This is a genomic window from Sphingomonas sinipercae, assembly GCF_011302055.1.
Taxonomy (GTDB): Bacteria; Pseudomonadota; Alphaproteobacteria; order Sphingomonadales; family Sphingomonadaceae; genus Sphingomicrobium; species Sphingomicrobium sinipercae.
In genome coordinates this window covers 374,546-391,902 of sequence record NZ_CP049871.1, presented here as the reverse complement: position 1 = coordinate 391,902, position 17,357 = coordinate 374,546, and the positions used below count along the sequence as shown (strand labels likewise).

At 66.4% G+C, this 17,357-nt stretch carries 18 protein-coding genes; 9 read left to right on the top strand and 9 right to left on the bottom strand.

From position 1 onward, the window contains the following. Window positions 1-134: 134 nt before the first annotated feature. Window positions 135-560 carry a winged helix-turn-helix transcriptional regulator gene (locus G7078_RS02100; protein ID WP_246166510.1) on the top strand — a complete coding sequence of 142 codons (426 nt, stop codon included), beginning with the start codon at window positions 135-137 and terminating at the stop codon, window positions 558-560. Between the two features lie 54 nt (window positions 561-614). Here G7078_RS02100 and rpoZ read toward each other — a convergent pair whose 3' ends face one another. Continuing rightward, entirely contained in the window at window positions 615-956 is a 342-nt protein-coding gene (rpoZ, locus tag G7078_RS02095) for a DNA-directed RNA polymerase subunit omega (protein ID WP_166092496.1), read from the bottom strand. A 134-nt stretch (window positions 957-1,090) separates the two neighbouring features. Between rpoZ and G7078_RS02090 the strand changes: the two genes are divergently transcribed. After that, window positions 1,091-2,257: a phospholipase D-like domain-containing protein gene (locus G7078_RS02090; protein WP_246166422.1), complete on the top strand. Its 1,167-nt coding sequence runs from the start codon at window positions 1,091-1,093 to the stop codon at window positions 2,255-2,257. A 3-nt stretch (window positions 2,258-2,260) separates the two neighbouring features. On the opposite strand, the gene G7078_RS02085 is transcribed toward G7078_RS02090, so the two are convergent. Continuing rightward, a complete protein-coding gene (locus G7078_RS02085; RefSeq protein WP_246166420.1) occupies window positions 2,261-2,890 on the bottom strand; it encodes a class I SAM-dependent methyltransferase in 630 nt (209 codons plus the stop codon). Window positions 2,891-3,003: 113 nt separating this feature from the next. On the opposite strand from G7078_RS02085, the gene G7078_RS02080 reads away from it, so the two are divergent. After that, window positions 3,004-4,302, top strand: a complete 1,299-nt coding sequence (locus G7078_RS02080) for an MFS transporter (protein ID WP_246166418.1) — start codon at window positions 3,004-3,006, stop codon at window positions 4,300-4,302. On the opposite strand, the gene G7078_RS02075 is transcribed toward G7078_RS02080, so the two are convergent. The 3 genes from G7078_RS02075 to G7078_RS02065 all read right to left on the bottom strand — a co-directional run bounded on the left by G7078_RS02075 (window position 4,246) and on the right by G7078_RS02065 (window position 7,891). After that, a complete protein-coding gene (locus G7078_RS02075) occupies window positions 4,246-6,615 on the bottom strand; it encodes a CDC48 family AAA ATPase (protein ID WP_166092493.1) in 2,370 nt (789 codons plus the stop codon). The two genes, G7078_RS02080 and G7078_RS02075, sit on opposite strands and share 57 nt — an antisense overlap. 66 nt (window positions 6,616-6,681) lie before the next feature. After that, window positions 6,682-7,440 carry an SDR family NAD(P)-dependent oxidoreductase gene (locus tag G7078_RS02070; RefSeq protein WP_166092491.1) on the bottom strand — a complete coding sequence of 253 codons (759 nt, stop codon included), beginning with the start codon at window positions 7,438-7,440 and terminating at the stop codon, window positions 6,682-6,684. Between the two features lies 1 nt (window position 7,441). Further along, entirely contained in the window at window positions 7,442-7,891 is a 450-nt protein-coding gene (locus tag G7078_RS02065) for a peptidylprolyl isomerase (RefSeq protein WP_166092489.1), read from the bottom strand. A 118-nt stretch (window positions 7,892-8,009) separates the two neighbouring features. Between G7078_RS02065 and mgtE the strand changes: the two genes are divergently transcribed. The 3 genes from mgtE (at window position 8,010) to G7078_RS02050 (ending at window position 10,812) form a co-directional block, all read left to right on the top strand. Beyond that, window positions 8,010-9,434: a magnesium transporter gene (gene mgtE / locus G7078_RS02060; protein WP_166092487.1), complete on the top strand. Its 1,425-nt coding sequence runs from the start codon at window positions 8,010-8,012 to the stop codon at window positions 9,432-9,434. 62 nt (window positions 9,435-9,496) lie between these two features. Beyond that, window positions 9,497-9,874 carry a DUF1489 family protein gene (locus G7078_RS02055; RefSeq protein ID WP_246166416.1) on the top strand — a complete coding sequence of 126 codons (378 nt, stop codon included), beginning with the start codon at window positions 9,497-9,499 and terminating at the stop codon, window positions 9,872-9,874. Window positions 9,875-10,137: 263 nt separating this feature from the next. Beyond that, window positions 10,138-10,812 carry a CADD family putative folate metabolism protein gene (locus tag G7078_RS02050; RefSeq protein ID WP_166092483.1) on the top strand — a complete coding sequence of 225 codons (675 nt, stop codon included), beginning with the start codon at window positions 10,138-10,140 and terminating at the stop codon, window positions 10,810-10,812. 15 nt (window positions 10,813-10,827) lie between these two features. Here the strand turns inward: G7078_RS02050 and G7078_RS02045 are convergent, their stop codons facing one another. The 4 genes from G7078_RS02045 to dinB form a co-directional block, all read right to left on the bottom strand. After that, complete coding sequence (locus tag G7078_RS02045) at window positions 10,828-11,529, bottom strand: GIN domain-containing protein (RefSeq protein ID WP_166092481.1); 702 nt, start codon at window positions 11,527-11,529, stop codon at window positions 10,828-10,830. 35 nt (window positions 11,530-11,564) lie between these two features. Continuing rightward, on the bottom strand, window positions 11,565-12,281 hold the full coding sequence (locus G7078_RS02040) for a head GIN domain-containing protein (RefSeq protein WP_166092479.1): 717 nt from the start codon (window positions 12,279-12,281) through the stop codon (window positions 11,565-11,567). 124 nt (window positions 12,282-12,405) lie between these two features. Continuing rightward, the gene (locus G7078_RS02035; RefSeq protein ID WP_166092476.1) at window positions 12,406-12,939 is read right to left on the bottom strand and encodes a CarD family transcriptional regulator; all 534 of its coding nucleotides are present in this window, start codon (window positions 12,937-12,939) and stop codon (window positions 12,406-12,408) included. Window positions 12,940-13,122: 183 nt separating this feature from the next. Beyond that, window positions 13,123-14,268: a DNA polymerase IV gene (gene dinB / locus G7078_RS02030; protein WP_166092474.1), complete on the bottom strand. Its 1,146-nt coding sequence runs from the start codon at window positions 14,266-14,268 to the stop codon at window positions 13,123-13,125. Between the two features lie 120 nt (window positions 14,269-14,388). Here dinB and sucC point away from each other — a divergent pair, with 120 nt between their 5' ends. The 3 genes from sucC to G7078_RS02015 all read left to right on the top strand — a co-directional run bounded on the left by sucC (window position 14,389) and on the right by G7078_RS02015 (window position 17,339). Beyond that, on the top strand, window positions 14,389-15,588 hold the full coding sequence (gene sucC / locus G7078_RS02025; RefSeq protein ID WP_166092472.1) for an ADP-forming succinate--CoA ligase subunit beta: 1,200 nt from the start codon (window positions 14,389-14,391) through the stop codon (window positions 15,586-15,588). A gap of 75 nt (window positions 15,589-15,663) precedes the next feature. Then, the gene (locus G7078_RS02020) at window positions 15,664-16,413 is read left to right on the top strand and encodes an electron transfer flavoprotein subunit beta/FixA family protein (protein ID WP_166092469.1); all 750 of its coding nucleotides are present in this window, start codon (window positions 15,664-15,666) and stop codon (window positions 16,411-16,413) included. Beyond that, the gene (locus tag G7078_RS02015; protein WP_166092467.1) at window positions 16,410-17,339 is read left to right on the top strand and encodes an electron transfer flavoprotein subunit alpha/FixB family protein; all 930 of its coding nucleotides are present in this window, start codon (window positions 16,410-16,412) and stop codon (window positions 17,337-17,339) included. The genes G7078_RS02020 and G7078_RS02015 overlap by 4 nt, the downstream gene beginning before the upstream one ends. The last annotated feature ends 18 nt before the right edge of the window (window positions 17,340-17,357 follow it).

The following is a 17,357-nucleotide window of genomic DNA, read 5'->3' as shown; positions in this document are numbered from 1 at the left end:
TGTCGAAAAACTGTTCATCGCCAGGCTTCTGTGCTTTGCTGGTGAGCGAGAGGGAGACGAGGACGGTGGCTGCATCCAGCGCTGGCACGGATATTGCGGCATTCCGCGAGGCGGCGCTGAGCTGCCCGATCCCGATGGCGGTGGAGCTCATCGGCGAGAAATGGGCCTTCCTCATCCTTCGCGGCGCCTTCAACGGGCTCGAGCATTTCGAACAGTTCCAGGCCGGCCTGGGGATCGCGCGCAACATCCTTTCGGACCGCCTGGGCAAGCTGGTCGCGGGCGGAATCATGGAACGCACGCCCGACCCGTCCGACAAGCGCAAGGTCATCTATGCGTTGACGGAAAAGGGCGAGGACCTGCTGCCGGCCGTGCTGGCGATGCGGCAGTGGGGCGAGCGATGGGCCTGCGGCGGCGAAGCGTCCGTGGTCCTTGCCGACAATGTCAGTGGCCAGCCGATTCGGCCGATCTGCGTGCAGGCACAGGATGGCCGGCAATTGGCGCGCGGCGACCTGATGTGGATCAGCCGCGAAGAATTCCTGAAGCGCGACCGCGCGGCCTAGGCCGCGGCTTTCGACAGTGAAGAGCTCGGCCGTCCGGCGGACAGCCTGGGCTCGTCACTCGTATTCGTTGCCGCTCGGGCTCGGGCGCGGCGGGGCGGCGGCGGTCAGGCGCAGCGCTTCGGCCGAATCGCTGAGCGAAGCCAGCTCATCCGTCTCGTCTTCCTCGTCGATCCGCACCTTTTGCAGGTTGGTGACGATCGCTTCTTCCAGGTCGCGCGGCTTGAGCGTGACTTCGGCGATTTCGCGCAGCGCAACGACCGGATTTTTATCGCGGTCGCGGTCGATCGTAAGATCGGCGCCGCCGGAGATCTGCCGGGCGCGCTGGGCGGCCATCAACACCAGGTCGAAGCGGTTGGGGATCTTGTCGACGCAATCTTCGACTGTAACGCGCGCCATCGTTGGTCTCGCAAAATAAGAAGTCGGGCAATGCCGGGAAGGCGTGCGATTTAGGGTCGAAGGCCCGCAAAGTCAACGAAATCGCCGCCGAACGCGCTTGCACGCGGCTACCGCGACCCTAACAGTGGCGGCAGATGAACGGCCCCCGTCCAAAGCAGCGGCATGCGATCCAGGCGAAGGTGGCGGGCACGCAGCTGACCCTGCTGGAAAGCGGTGTGGAGCGGCTGGACACGATCCTTCGGCTGATTGGGCAAAGCAAGCGAAGCATCCGCTTGCTCTTCTACATGTTCAACAGCGACGAAGCCGGGACCCGGATCCGCGACGCGCTGGTCGAAGCCGCCGGCCGCGGAGTCGAAGTCCGCGTGTTGCTCGACGGCTTCGGGTCGGGGGACATCGCGCCGGACTTCTTCAGCGGGCTGGAGCAAGCCGGCGGCGACCATTGCATCTTCCATCCGCGCTACGGCCGCCGCTACCTGATGCGCAATCATCAGAAGCTGGCCGTGTTCGACGACCAGCTGGCGCTGATCGGCGGGGCGAACCTGCACGAAAGCTATTTGAGCGACGAGGGCGAAACCTGCTGGCGCGACCTGTGGTTGCTGCTGGAGGGGGAGGCGGTGCCGCCGGCGGCTGCATATTTCGACGACCTTTACCACTGGACGATCACCAAGGGGTCGAAGGTCAAGCAATTGCGCCGCCTGGTATGCGATCACAGCCAGGCCGAAGGCGCCCTGCAGTGGAAGTTCACCTCCCCGCTGAGCCGGCGCAACCCGTGGGTCTACGCCATCGTGTCCGACGTCAACGAAGCGTGCCGGCTGGATGTGATCGCGGCTTACTTTTCGCCGTCGGGATCGATGCTTCGGCGGATGCGCAGAGTGATGCAGCGCGGCCAGGTGCGGGTCATCACTGCGTCCAAGTCGGACAACCGCGCAACGATCGCGGCGGCGCGCTCGACCTATCGGCGGCTGCTCCGGCGCGGCGTCGAAATGTACGAATATTTGCCGGCGCGTCTCCACACCAAGCTGATCGTCGTCGACGACGTCGTCCATCTTGGCTCGGCCAACTTCGATTTCCGCAGTTTCTACATCAACCTGGAAATCATGCTGCGGATCGAGGACGCGGGCTTCGCCAAGCAGATGCGCGGCTATTTTGAGCGGGAGAAAGCCGACAGCCAGCAGATTACGCCCCAGCTCCACCGCGAACGCTCGACGCTCTGGCGCCGGATCAAGTGGACGGTTTCACACTGGCTGGTGACGTCGATGGACTACACCGTCACCCGGCGGCTGAACTTCCGGGTCGATTGAAAATCAGAGCTCGCGCCAAGCCCAGTACAGCTTGGCCGGCGGGACGTTGATCCATTCAAACCCCTTGTCGACGCGATCAAACCAGGGGGTGATGAAATCGAGCACCTTGGCGCTGAATTGATAAACCAGGAACGCGCCGCCCGGGCGGATGACCCTGGCCGTCGCTTCCCCGATCGCATCGCCGACGCCTGGCGGAAGCGTCGAGAAGGGCAGGCCGGAGAGCACGTAATCGGCATGGTCGAAGCCGTGGTCGCGGACAATCTGTTCGACATCGGCGGCCGAGCCGGTGACCGCGATCAGGCGATCGTCGGGGATCGACTGGCGCAGGAAGCGGATGAATTCCGGATTGGTGTCGATCGCGATCAGGGTCGCATCCGCCGGCAGATTGTCCAGGATCGGGCGCGTGAAGGTGCCCACCCCCGGCCCATATTCGACGAACAGCTTGGTGCTTTTCCAAGACACCGGCCCGAGCATCTTGTCGATCAGGATCCGGCTCGACGGGATGATCGAACCGACCATCACCGGATGCTTCAGGAAGCCGCGCAGGAACTGCCACCGCGGATTCGGCGCCCGGCGCGCCGAGCGCTTGGCAAGGCGGCGCGATCCTTTGAGAGTTCTCGCGGTGGTTGGCAATTTGGGCTCCGTGGAGGCTTCGGCGGGCTGCGTTGGCAAATGCGCCGCGGCTTGGCAAGGTTCCTCGTCTCGACGCGGTTCCGCTTCAAGCGAGGCGTCGCTAAGGCGAAGTGGTGGCAGCCATCGGTGAACGCAAGGCCGTCGGCGCGACAGCGCTGAGCAAGCCCCATTTCTTCCTGCTCTATGCGGCGATGCTGGTCGCCGCCGCCGGCAATACCGCGCTCCAGTCGGTGATGCCGGCAATCGGGCGGGAAATCGGCATCGCCGATTTCTGGGTGGCCATCGCTTACACCTGGTCGGCGATCCTGTGGGTGCTGCTGGCGCCTTACTGGGCCGAAAAGAGCGACCGCCACGGCCGCAAGGCGCTCACCCTGGTCGGGGTGTCGGGGTTCATCGTCTCGACGCTGCTGTGCGGGGTCATCCTCGATATCGGGCTTCGCGGGTTGCTTGGCGGGGCGGCGACCTTCGCGGTGTTCGCGCTGTTCCGCGCCATTTACGGCACGTTCGGCTGCGCGACTCCGTCGGCAACGCAGGCCTATCTGGCGTCGAAGACTCGGCGCAGCGGGCGAGTCGCCGCCCTTTCCGCGCTGTCGTCGTCGTTCGGCCTTGGCACCATCATCGGCCCGGCCAGCGCGCCGCTGTTCGTGTTCGAACCGTTCGGCCTGTCCGGCCCGCTGTTCGCCTTCGCCGCCATCGGCGCGGTCGTCTTCGTCGCGGTGCTGCTGTGGCTGCCCAACGACAAGGGCGAGCGCCGGCTCGGGCGCGGCGCGGCGATGAGCTATCCCTCGCAAGCGTCCACCGCCACCGGCGCCAGCGTCATTGCCGCCACCTCGGGACGCCGCCTCGCCCGCCTGAAGTGGAACGATCCGCGCATCCGCGGCTGGATCGCTGCCGGGATCGCCGCCGGCCACGCGCAGGCGGCGACCCTCACCTGCCTCGGCTTCTTCGTCATCGACCGGCTGGCCCTCAGCCCCAACGGCGCCGAATCGTCCATCGCCATCGTCATGATGGCCGGTGCCTGCGCGACCCTGGCGGCGCAGTGGGGCGTCATCCCGCGGCTCGGCGCGGGGCCGCGCGGGCTGATGATCTGGGGTTCGCTGGTGGCCGCCGCCGGGCTTGGCGGGATCACGCTTGCGAACGAGCTTTACGGGATCACCGTCGGCTTCGCGGTCGCCTCGTTCGGCTTCGGCATGACCCGCCCCGGCTTCACCGGCGGCGCGTCGCTGGCGGTGCCGCTGGCCGAGCAGGGGAGCGTCGCCGGGGTCATTACCTCGGCCAACGGGATCAGCTTCATCGCCGCGCCCGCGCTCGGAATGGCCCTTTACGGGATCAACCCGAACCTGCCGTTCGAAGTGTCAGCCCTGATCCTTGTCGTCCTGGCTTGGGGCAGCCGCCGGCTCGGCCGGAGCTGACGCGTCCTTGCCGCCCGCGCGCGAGCGGAGCATCCCTGGCAGGACGAAGCCGATGCCGCCCATCGGTCGCACCGCATCGCTTTTGAGCGTCTGCTGGATGCTTTCATATTCGCGCAGCATCTGTTCGGTGACCGATGCCCGCGTATCGGCGAGCGCGGCCTCGAAATCGGCCTTGGTGACGGTCCCGGAATCGAGCCCGCGGCGGAGCGCCGACAAGCCAGCCCGGCGCACCAAATCCTCAAGGTCCGCTCCGGTGAACCGGTCCGTGCGCCGCGCGAAGTCCTCCAGGTCGACGTCGTCGGCCAGCGGCATCGCCTTGGCATGGATGGCCAGGATCCGACGGCGCCCGGCGGTGTCGGGCGGGCCGACGTAGATCAGCTCGTCGAAGCGTCCGGGCCGAAGCAGCGCCGGGTCGATCAGCCCGGGCCGGTTGGTCGCACCGATCACGACGACGCTGTTGAGTTCCTCCAGCCCGTCCATCTCGGCAAGGATGGTGTTGACCACCCGCTCGGTCACTTGCGGCTCGCCAAGCCCGCCGCCGCGCGCCGGCACCAGGCTGTCGATCTCGTCGATGAAGATGACCGTCGGCGCGACCTGCCGGGCGCGGGCGAAGAGGCGCGCGATCTGCTGTTCGCTTTCGCCATACCATTTGGACAGCAGATCGGACGATTTGGTGGCGATAAAGTTGGCATTGCTCTCCCGCGCCGCCGCCTTCGCAAGCAAGGTCTTGCCGGTGCCCGGTGGGCCGTACAGCAGGAAGCCCTTCGCCGGCCGGATCCCGATCCGCTTGAACGCCTCGGGGTGCTTGAGCGGAAGCTCGATCCCTTCGCGCAATTTCTCCTGCGCGTTGTCGAGCCCGCCGATATCGTCCCAGCCGATCGACGGCGCTTCGACCATCACTTCACGCATCGCCGACGGCTGCACGCGCTTGATGGCGTTTTCGATGTCGCGCTGCTCGACCGACAGCGCGTCGAGAACCTCGGTCGGGATCGTGTCTTCCTGCGGGTTGATCCGCGGCATGATCCGCCGGACCGCTTCCATCGCAGCTTCGCGCATCAACGCCGCAAGGTCGGCGCCGACGAAGCCGTAGGTGCGCTTGGCCAGCGCGCCGATATCGACGTCCGCCGCCAGCGGCATGCCGCGCGTATGGATTTGCAGGATTTCGCGCCGCCCCTGTTCGTCGGGGACTCCGACGACGATCTCGCGGTCGAAGCGGCCGGGGCGGCGAAGCGCCTCGTCGATGGCTTCGGGACGATTGGTGGCGGCGATCACGACCAGATTCTGGCGCGGCTCGATCCCGTCCATCAGGCTCAACAGCTGAGCGACCAGGCGCTTCTCCGCCTCGCCTTGCACCTGCCCGCGCTTGGGCGCGATCGAATCGATTTCGTCGATGAAAACGATCGACGGGGCCGCGGCGGCCGCCTGCTCGAACAGTTCGCGCAGCTTGCGCTCGCTCTCGCCATAAGCGGAGCCCATGATTTCCGGGCCCGCGATGTGGAAGAATTGGGCGCTGCTTTCATTCGCGACCGCCCGCGCTAGCCGGGTCTTGCCGGTGCCGGGCGGCCCGTGCAGCAGCACGCCCTTGGGCGGGTCGATGCCAAGCCGCTGGAACAGTTCGGGGTGGCGCAGCGGAAGTTCCACCATTTCGCGCAGCGAATCGATGGTATCGCGCATGCCGCCAAGGTCGTCGTAGGTGACGTCGGCGCGGCGCTCGCCGGGCTTGCCACCAAGATATTCGGGCAGCAGCTCGACCTTCGTCGACTCGTCGATGTGGACCACGCCCTTCGGCGTCGCAGTCACCACCACCATCCGCACTTCCTGCATGGCGAAGGCGGGCGCGTTGAGCAGCTGCCGAACCGCGTCGGGCATGTCGGCGTTGACCCGCTGGTGACCGGCGGTGGCGACGACGTCACCTTCGCACAGCGGCCGCCCGGCGAAGGTGCGCTGAAGCGCTTCCGACGAGCCTTGCAGCCGGACGTTGTCCTGGGCCGGGGCGAACACGACCCGAGTCGCCGCCTTCGACTTCACTTTTCGGATTTCGACGAAGTCGCCCGAACCGATGCCGGCATTGGCGCGCTGCAGGCCGTCGAGGCGAACGATCTCCAGCCCCTCGTCCTCGCCATACGGGCGGATCGCGCGGGCGGCGGTCGAACGCTGGCCGACGATCTCGATCGTGTCCCCTTCGGCCAGGCCTAGCTCGGTCATCAGCTTTTCGGGCAGGCGGGCGATGCCGCGGCCGCTGTCGCCCGGCGGCAGGTTCGCAACCTGGACGCGGCGGCCCTTGGTCCGGTCGAGGGTGTCAGTGTCGGCCATCATGCCTCCCAATAAGCTCCACACCCCCTAACGGGCGCGCGTGCGGACGGTTCAATGCCGGTGCCTTCAGAACTTGATCGCTCCGGCGATCTTGCGGACGATTCCGCGCGGGATAAAGCGCGGCGACGCAGCGCCGATCTTGTTGATCGTCCCGGGCACCACGACCGCCTTGTTGTCGTCCAGCCCGGCCAGCCCGGCGCTGACCACTGGGCCGGCGTCCATCGCCACCCGGTCGAACGCCCCATTGTCCGGGAAGCCCGCGACCGCGCCGAATTCGGTCCGCGTCGGCCCGGGACACAGCGCCGTCACGCGAACGTGGTGGGGCTTCAATTCCTCGTGCAGCGCTTCGGTGAACGACAGCACATAGGCCTTGGTCGCGAAATAGACCGCGATGTTCGGCCCCGGCTGGAAGGCTGCGGTGGAAGCGACGTTGAGGATGCCGCCGCCCCGCCGCGCGATCATGCCCGGCGCCACTGCCCGGCACAGGTCGGTGAGCGTCCCGATGTTAAGGTCGATCATCTCCCGCTGACGCGCTGAATCCAGCTCCGCGAACTTGCCGCGAAGGCCGAAGCCGGCGTTGTTGACCAGCACATGGACCTCTTCGCCGGCCGCTTCGATGTCCGCCACCAGCCGCGCCGTCGATCCGGCTCGCGCCAGGTCGATGGCGACCGCGCGGGCGTTCCCAATCTCGCGGGCAAGCGCTTCAAGCCTGTCCTTGCGCCGGGCGGCGAGCACCAGCCGGTGGCCGCGCCGCGCCAGCTGCCGGGCGAACTCGACGCCCAGCCCGGCAGACGCGCCGGTAATCAGCGCGACCGGCTGAGTCATTTCAGCCGACCGTCGCCTTGACGATCGTGCCCGGGTTCGCCGGCGGCTCGCCCTTGGGCAAGGCGTCGACATGCTCCATCCCGCTCTCGACCTGGCCCCAGACAGTATATTGCTTGTCGAGGAAGCGCGCGTCGTCGAAGCAGATGAAGAACTGGCTGTTGGCGCTGTTCGGATCGCTCGTGCGCGCCATCGAACAGGTACCGCGAACGTGCGGCTCGGCGCTGAATTCCGCCTTGATGTCCGGCAGGTCGGACCCGCCGGTGCCGCGGCCGGTGGGGTCGCCGCCCTGCGCCATGAAGCCAGGGATTACCCGGTGGAACGGCACGCCGTTGTAAAAGCCGCTGCTGGCGAGCTGGGTGATCCGCTCGACATGGCCGGGCGCCAGGTCGGGGCGAAGCTTGATGACGACGTCGCCGCCGCTGGAAAGGGTGAAGGTCAGGCTGTCCGCCATCGTCGAGTCTCCGACTGTTAAAAGGGTTCGATTGGCGACGACTTAGGGAGCCGCCCGCGCTTGCGCCAGTGGAGGCTCGGCAATAGGAGGGCCGGGACGGGCGCAGGGGATGAGGGCAATGAGCGAGAGCGAACACGTCTCCGCCCCTCACGAGGAAGAAGCGCTCGGCTCCGCCCCCGCATCGGCAATTGACGAGGAAGACCGGCTGCGCCCGGAATTCGTCGACCGCGTGCTCGATGCGGTCGAGGCCGGCGACGACGCCACCGCGCGCGAGCTGGTCGAGCCGCTGCACCCGGCCGACGTCGCCGACCTGATTGAGCTTGCCGCCCGCGACGAGCGCGAAGGGCTGGTCAAGGCGCTCGCCGGGATCGTCGACGCCGACGTGCTGGCGGAGATGAACGAATATGTCCGCGAGGACCTGCTCGATGCGCTTGAGCCGCAGCAGGTCGCCGACATCGCCGGGCAGATGGAGACGGACGACGCCGTCGCCATTCTCGAGGATTTGGAAGAGGACGAGCAGCGCGCCGTCCTGCGGGCGATGGAGCCGGACGACCGCGCGGCCATCGAGGAAGCGCTGACCTATCCGGAGGATTCCGCCGGCCGGTTGATGCAGCGCGACCTGATCGCGGTGCCCGAACATTGGAACGTCGGCCAAGTCATCGATTACCTGCGCTCCCCGGGCGAACTGGCCGACGACTTCTGGGAAGTGTTCGTCGTCTCGCCGGCGCACCGGCCGGTCGGCACCTGCAAGCTGTCGAGCATCCTGCGGGCCCCGCGCAAGACCCCGGTCGCCGACATCATGCAGCGCGAACAGACCCTGATCCCGGTCGAGATGGACCAGGAGGACGTGGCGCTCCGCTTCCAGAAATATGCGCTCGTGTCCGCCGCGGTGGTCGACGACAACGGGCGCCTGGTCGGCATGATCACCGTCGACGACGTCGTCCACATCATCCAGGAAGAAGCGAGCGAGGATGCGCTGCTGCTGTCCGGCGTCGATGAAGGCGACATCAACGAACCGGTCGGCGAAAGCTACCGTTCGCGCGTCCGCTGGCTGATCGCCAACCTGCTCACCGCACTCGTCGCGGCCTTCGTCATCCGGCAGTTCGAACATAGCATCGAACGGCTTGCGATCCTGGCCGTGCTGATGCCGATCGTCGCCGGCGTGGGCGGCAATGCGGGCACGCAAACTCTGGCCGTCACGGTGCGCGCCATCGCCACCAACCAGCTCACCGGCTCCAACCGCTGGCGCGCGGTAGGGCGCGAGATTCGGGTCGCAATCCTCAACGGGCTGACCATCGCCGTGCTCATCGGCATCGGCGTCACGCTCGTGCTCGGCAGCCCGTCGCTGGGCGGCGTCATCGCCGCGGCCATGCTGATCAACATCATCGTCGCTGGCCTTGCCGGCGTGATGGTTCCGCTGGCCCTCGAGCGCGCCGGCGCCGACCCCGCGGTCGCCAGCAGCGTCTTCGTCACGATGGTCACCGATTCGATGGGCTTCCTGGCCTTCCTTGGCCTTGCCACTGCTTCCGGTGTTGTGCGCTAAGCTATTGTCTTCGCACCCATAATTTGTAAGTTGGGTGTATGCCGGCTGTGGGTTTGACGAAGGTGGCGTTCGGTTGCCGCGACTTTGACGCGCTCGCCGCGCGTATCGCCCTTCGTGCCGAAGGCGGGGAGCTTCGCATCGCCACCCGTTACAGGCCCAAGCGCGCCGACGAAGTGATCGGCGGCGGGCTCCACTGGATCGTCAAGCACCGCTTGGTCGGCTCCAACCAGATCCTGCGCTTCGACGATCGCGAGGATGGCCGCGTCGACATCGTCTGCGCGGCGGCCCTGGTCAGGCTGACGCCGACGCAGTGCCGCGCCCACCAGGGCTGGCGTTACTACGAGCGCGGCGATGAAAAAGATGTCGGCGAGGAAGTCAGCGGCGTCGGGCTGCTTCCACCACGGCTCTATGGAAAACTGGCGGCGCTTGCGCTCGTCTAATGGAACGCCCGCACCGCCAGCCGTAATTCAATCGTGTTGCTTGGTCTTAGAACAGGACCACCAGCAGGATGATCAACAGGATAAGACCGCCGATACCGATATACATAGTCCAACTCCCTTTTTTTCGTGTTGAAGCTTTAACGGTCGAACGGCGCATCGGTTGCCGCGCCCGAGCACCGCCGGGGGCGCCGGCCGCTCACTCGTCTTGCCCAGCAGCGGCGTGCCGCCTATCGCTGGTGCCGAACGCACAGGGAGGCCCGCTCATGACCATCGCCATTTCCACCCAGATCGACGCCGCTGTCGCCGAGCGCGCGATGCTTTCGCATCCGTTCTACCAGGCATGGACCGAAGGCCGCCTGCCGCTCGACACGCTGCGCGCCTACGCCCGCCAATATTTCCACCATGTCGAAGCTTTCCCGCGCGCGGTCAGCGCGGTGCACAGCGCCTGTCCGGACCGCGACGGCCGCCGGATGCTCGCGGAAAACCTCGCCGAGGAAGAAGGGCTCGAGGCCGGCAAGCAGGATCACGCGACCTTGTGGATGATGTTCGCCTGCGGCCTTGGCGAAAACGACGCCGCGGTGCGCGAGCAGGCGCTGAACGTCGAGACCCGCAACCTCATCGACACGTTCCGCCGCTTGTCGGGCACGTCCTACGCCTCCGGCCTGGGCGCGCTATACGCCTACGAATCGCAATTCCCGGGCGTCGCGTCGGCGAAGATCGAAGGGCTGGTCGACCGTTACGGGATCACCGCGGAGGAAACGCTGCGCTTCTTCCGGGTCCACGAAAGTGCCGACGTCGAACATAGCGCCGTCTGCCGCGAGTTGCTCGACAAGCTGCCGGACGCCGAAAAGGTCGAGGCGCTGGGCGCTGCCGCCGAGCTGGCCGATGCCTTGTGGGGCTTCCTGTCCGGCGTCGAGGCCAACGCCGCCGTCAACTAAGCGGTCGGCTGCCCTCTAGCGGCAGCCGGTCACTTCCGACGACCCTTCCGCGCGAAGCGTGCAGGACGGGCGGCCGCCAAGTTCGACGATTGCCGGTCCGCGCGCATTCACTTTCGCGCTGTCGGCGACGTTCAGCCGCACCGTCGACGTTCCCTCGACCGCGATGGTCGCGTCTTTCGCGGTCAGCGCGGCGGCGTCGAGCAGGGCGGTCCCAAGCACGCTGGTGGTCAACGTCGCAGCCTTGCCCGCGACCGTGCTGCTGCCCGAACCGCTCAGCCACAGCTTGAGCCGGTCGACGTCGATCCGCTGGATCCGGGCGCCGCCCGCCCCCTGCACCGACAGTTCGAACGACAGCCCGCGCACCTTGTCGATGCTGAGCGAGCCGGAACCGTTGACCGTCGCCTGGGTCAGCTCATGCGTGCCGACCGCGATTTCGACGGGCCCTTCGCGTTGCGACGACCGGTTTCCGGCCGCGGCCGACACTGCCGGGCGGACGATCAGGGTGCGTCCCTGCACATCGATGCTGACCCGGTCGAGCGCGCCGAGCGGCCCGGTCGCCCGGGCGAAGGGCGCGACATTGTTGGTCAGTGTGACCTTATACGGTCCGTCGACCCGGATTCGGTCGAAACCGGTGATGGTGAACGACCGGGTCGCGGCCGCCGGCGGCGAGGCCGCGGCAATTGCGAGGGCCATCTGGACGAAAAGGTGCAAGCGCATGGCGGCCCTTGTCGCCGCTGATGGTTAAGGGCGGGTTAGGAACAGCGGACGTCGCCGCTGCCCAGCTTCGACACCGAGCATTTGGCGCCGCCGGACAAGGCGACGTCGCCGGAGCCGACGATGCTCACGTCAGCCGCCCCGGACACCTGCCCGCGGATGTTGCCCGACCCGGCGATCGAGATTTTCGCGGCCGTGACCTTAACGCCGGCCGCATCGATCTCGCCCGATCCGGCAATGCTGTAACTGGCCGTGCGCGCCTGGCCGCTCTTGGCCCTGACGTCGCCGGCGCCGCCGATGTTGACGTCGAGCGACTGCACCGCGACCGATCCGATCGTCAGGTCGCCGGCGCCCGCAATGCTGCTTTCGAACCTGTCGCCGGCGATCCGGTCGATCGTGACGTCGCCGGCACCGGCCAGCGCCAGGCCGCGGATCATCTGGGCGGAGACTTCGACGACCGCCGAACCGTGCACGCCGTTCCAGTTGAAGCTGCGTTCCTTGCGCGGGTGGATCATCAATTCGCCGTTGCGCACCTCGACCACCAGGCGATCGATCAGCGCCTGTGACCCGTGCGCCGAGACAGCGGGCGGCCGGCCGGTCACGACCTTGACGTCATAAGGGCCGGCCACCGCGATCCGGTCGAAGCCGCTGACCTGATACTGCCGCTGGACGCTCGGACCGCTTTCTGCATGGCCCTGGCTGCAACCCCCCGCGGCGACCAGCGCCGCAGCTGCGATGACAATTCCGTTGCGCATCCCGACTCTCCCTGTGTTAGGAAGACCATACAGTTCTACAATCGTAGCTTCAAGCGGAATCCGACGCGCACGAAAAAGGGCGCGGCCTTGCGGTCGCGCCCTCTTCGTCGGTCAAAGGCTTCGCTTAAGCGGGCTCTTTGGCCTTGTGGTGGATTTCGGCGGCCTTGTTCAGGATCTCCAGGATCTTGGCCAGGGCACCCTTCTCGTCGGTCTCTTCCATCGCGCCGAGCTCACGGGCCAGGCGGGAAGAAGCGGCCTCGAAGATCTGCCGCTCTGAATAGCTCTGCTCCGGCGCATCGTCCGGGCGGAACAGGTCGCGCACCACTTCGGCGATCGACGTCAGGTCGCCCGAGTTGATCTTCGCTTCATATTCCTGGGCGCGGCGCGACCACATGGTCCGCTTGACCTTCGGCTTGCCCTTGAGCGTCTCGAGCGCGTCCTTCATCGTCTTGTCGGACGACAGTTTGCGCATCCCGACCGAATCGGCCTTCGCCACCGGCACTCGAAGCGTCATCTTCTCTTTCTCGAAGCGAAGGACGTAGAGGTCGAGGCGGGTGCCGGCGATCTCCGTGCTCTGCAGCTCAACGACACGGCCGACACCATGCTTGGGGTACACAACATAATCGCCAACGTCGAAGCTAAGCGCTTTAGCAGCCATTGCTCACCTTTCTGATTACGACGAAGAGAGCCGACACATCCCGCATCGTCCCCCAAAACGACCTGCTGGCCGCGGCTCTTCCGTCTGAAGTGCTAGTTCCTGCTTGTCCGGCCGCGGAAAAGGATGCGGCCTGTGTGACAATTTTATAGCACAACTTGCGTCCAGACGCGAGTCTGGCCTCGCTCAGACCGCAAGGGTCAGCTGGAGCGGCCCCGTGGCGCCCTCTTCGCACAGGCTGTGCAGCCCAAGGCCGAGCAGGCGGATGCCCTTGGGCAGCGGGTGAAGGCCCGCAAGCAGCGCCTGGCCGGCGGCGGCGAACGCCTGCTGGTCATCGACGCACTGCACGAAGCTCTTGGAGCGGGTGATCGTCGTGAAATCGCCGAATTTCACCTTCAACGTGACGGTCCGCCCGGTGACCTCGGCCCGTTCGACCCGCGCCCAGGCATAGCCGGCGATCCGCTCGAGCTCCGCCGCCAGCGCCCCCGGTTCGATCAAATCCTCATCGAAGGTCCGCTCGGCGCTGACCGACTTGTACGGCCGGTCGGGCTTGACCTCGCGCTCGTCGATGCCGCGGCAGATTCGCCAGTACCAGCCGCCGGAGCTGCCGAAGCGCGCTTCCAGTTCCGGCAGGCTCCAGGCGCGAAGGTCGGCGCCGGTGTGGATGCCCAGCGCTTCCATCTTCTTCGCCGTCACCGGCCCGATGCCGTGAAAGCGCGCGACCGGCAGCGAAGCGACGAAATCGGCGCCCCTGTCCGGCGTGATCACGCACAAACCGTCCGGCTTGCGGTGGTCGGAGGCCAGCTTGGCGATGAACTTGCAGTAACTTACCCCGGCGGATGCGGTCAGGCCCGTCTCCTCCCGGATGCGGCGCCGGATATCCTGGGCGATCGCCCTTGCGCTACCCAGCCCGAGCCGATCCTCGCTGACGTCCAGATAGGCTTCGTCCAGGCTCAGCGGTTCGATCAGCGGCGTATAGTCGGCGAAGATTGCCCGAATCTGCTGCGACACCTCGCGATAGACGTCGAAGCGCGGCTTGACGAAGATCAGGTCGGGGCAGCGCCGCTTCGCCGTCACCGACGGCATCGCCGACCGGACCCCGAACACCCGCGCTTCATAGGAAGCCGCCGCGACCACGCCGCGATGGCCGCCGCCGACGGCGACCGGCTTCCCCTTCAGCTCGGGCGCGTCGCGCTGCTCAACCGATGCATAAAAAGCGTCCATGTCGACATGGATGATCTTGCGTGGCGGGCGGCCCGGGTCGACCTGCGGCTGTCCTACAGGCGCGCTTTCCCCTAGGCTCCGGCCGCTATGACCCAAGCCGTTTTTCATCGCTTGCCGACGCAGCGGGAGGAGGGTCTTAAAGTCACGAAAAAGGCGCCTGACCGCGTGACTTTAGCGACCTTAAGGCGGCTTTGCATCCGCAGCGGCAATCTGCTTTAGGCCCGCACGATGAACATCCACGAATATCAAGCCAAAGAGCTGCTCGCGAAGTTCGGCGTGCCCGTCCCCGCCGGCTATCCCGCAATGACCGTCGAGGAGGCTGTCGCCGCCGCGCAGAAACTGCCCGGGCCGCTCTGGGTGGTGAAGGCGCAAATCCACGCCGGCGGCCGCGGCAAGGGCAAGTTCAAGGAACTCGGCCCCGACGCGAAGGGCGGCGTGCGGCTCGCCAAGTCGATCGACGAAGTGCGCGCCCACGCCGAGGAAATGCTCGGCAAGACCCTCGTCACCATTCAGACCGGCGATGCGGGCAAGCAGGTGCAGCGCCTCTACATCACCGACGGCGTCGACATCGCTAAGGAATTCTATCTGGCCTTGCTGGTCGATCGCGACAGCGGCCGGATCGCCGTCGTCGCCTCGACCGAGGGCGGCATGGATATCGAGGCGGTCGCTCACGACACGCCGGAAAAGATTCACACCATCACCATCGACCCGGCCACCGGCCTGATGCCGCACCACGGCCGCGCCGTCGCCGCTGCGCTCGACCTTGACGGCGACCTCGCCAAGCAGGCGGGCAAGGTTCTGGCCAGGCTGTACGATGCCTTCCTCGGCACCGACGCCTCGCAGATCGAAATCAACCCGCTGGCCGTCACCGACAAGGGTGAGCTTTTGGTCCTCGACGCCAAGGTCGGCTTCGATTCCAACGCTATGTTCCGCCACAAGGATCTGGCCGAGCTTCGCGACCTCACCGAAGAAGACCCGATGGAGATCGAGGCGTCGAAGTACGACCTCGCCTACATCAAGCTCGACGGCGACATCGGCTGCATGGTCAACGGCGCCGGCCTCGCCATGGCGACGATGGACATCATCAAGCTGAACGGCGCCTTCCCGGCCAACTTCCTCGACGTCGGCGGCGGCGCCAATAAGGAAAAGGTCACCGCGGCCTTCAAGATCATCCTTTCCGATCCCGCCGTGAAGGGCATCCTCGTCAACATCTTCGGCGGCATCATGAAGTGCGACATCATCGCCGACGGCATCGTCGCCGCCGCGCGCGAGGTGAACCTCAATGTGCCCTTGGTCGTCCGCCTCGAAGGCACCAACGTGCAGCAAGGCAAGGACATCCTCGCCAAGTCCGGCCTGCCGATCGTCAGCGCCGACGACCTCGGCGACGCCGCGAAGAAGATCGTCGCGGAGGTCAAACAGGCGGCGTAACTTTGGTTGTGCTCCTGCGAAGGCAGGAGCCCAGTACTGGGTCCCTGCCTTCGCAGGGACACATGGAGTGAAAGCATGAAGCTACTCGTCGCCGTCAAACGAGTGATCGACTATAACGTGAAGCCGCGGGTGAAGATGGACGGCTCCGGCGTCGATCTCGCCAACGTCAAGATGAGCATGAACCCGTTCGACGAGATCGCGGTCGAGGAAGCGATCCGCCTCAAGGAAAAGGGCGTCGCGACCGAGATCGTCGCGGTTTCGATCGGACCGGCCAAGGCGCAGGAAACCTTGCGCACCGCGCTCGCCATGGGCGCCGACCGCGCGATCCTGGTCCAGACCGATGACGAGGTCGAGCCGCTCGCGGTTGCCAAGATTCTCGCGAAGATTGCCGCCGAAGAGCAGCCGCAGATGGTGGTGCTCGGCAAACAGGCGATCGACGACGATTGCAACCAGACCGGGCAGATGCTCGCCGCGCTGCTCGGCTGGCCGCAGGGTACTTTCGCGTCGAAGGTCGAAGCGTCGGACGGCGCGCTGACCGTCACCCGCGAAGTCGATGGCGGCCTCGAAACGGTGAAGCTCAACCTGCCGGCGGTGGTCACCACGGACCTTCGCCTCAACGAGCCGCGCTATGCTTCGCTGCCGAACATCATGAAGGCCAAGTCGAAGCCGCTCGCGACCAAGTCGCCGGCGGATTACGGCGTCGATACTGCGAAGCGCATCGAGACCTTGAAGGTCGTCGAGCCGGGCAAGCGCCAGGCCGGGATCAAGGTCGGGTCGGTCGACGAACTTGTCGAACGCCTCAAAGGCATGGGGATTGCGAAATGAGCGTGCTGGTCCTGGTCGAGCATGACGGCAAGACCGTCAAGGACGCCACGCTGGCGACCGTAATGGCAGCGTCGAAGCTGGGCGAAGTCCACGCGCTGGTCGCCGGTGCGAACGTCGGGCCGATTGCCGAGCAGGCTGCGAAGATCGCCGGCGTCTCGAAGGTGCTCGCGGCCGACGCCGGTCACCTCGAGCATGATCTTGCCGAGGAAGTCGGCGCGCTCGCGGCCAGGCTGATGGACGGCTACGACGCCTTCGTCGCTCCGGCCTCGACCTTCGGCAAGAATATCGCCCCGCGCGTCGCCGCCTTGATCGACGTCATGCAGATCAGCGACGTCCTGTCGGTCGAGGACGACGGCACGTTCACCCGCCCGATCTACGCCGGCAACGCCATCGCCACCGTCCGTTCCAGCGACGCCAAGAAAGTGATGACGGTCCGCACCACCGCGTTCGAGAAAGCGGCCAGTGAAGGCGGCAGCGCTTCGGTTGAGACGGTCGACGCCGCCGCGCCGGTCGGGAACAGCAGCTTCGTCGGCCTCGAAGCCTCCGAAAGCGAACGTCCCGAACTGACCAGCGCCAAGATTATCGTCTCCGGCGGCCGAGCGCTCGGCAGCAGCGAGCAGTTCCACGCGCTGATCGATCCGCTTGCCGACAAGCTCGGCGCCGCTGTCGGCGCCAGCCGCGCCGCGGTCGATGCCGGCTATGCGCCGAACGATTACCAGATCGGCCAGACCGGCAAGATCGTCGCCCCCGAAGTCTATGTCGCGATCGGCATTTCCGGCGCCATCCAGCACCTTGCGGGCATGAAGGACAGCAAGACGATCATCGCCATCAACAAGGACGAAGACGCCCCGATCTTCCAGGTCGCGGACATCGGCCTGGTCGGCGACCTCTTCAAAATCGTCCCGGAGCTGACCGAGAAGCTTTAGAACGACTGTCTAGGAGGG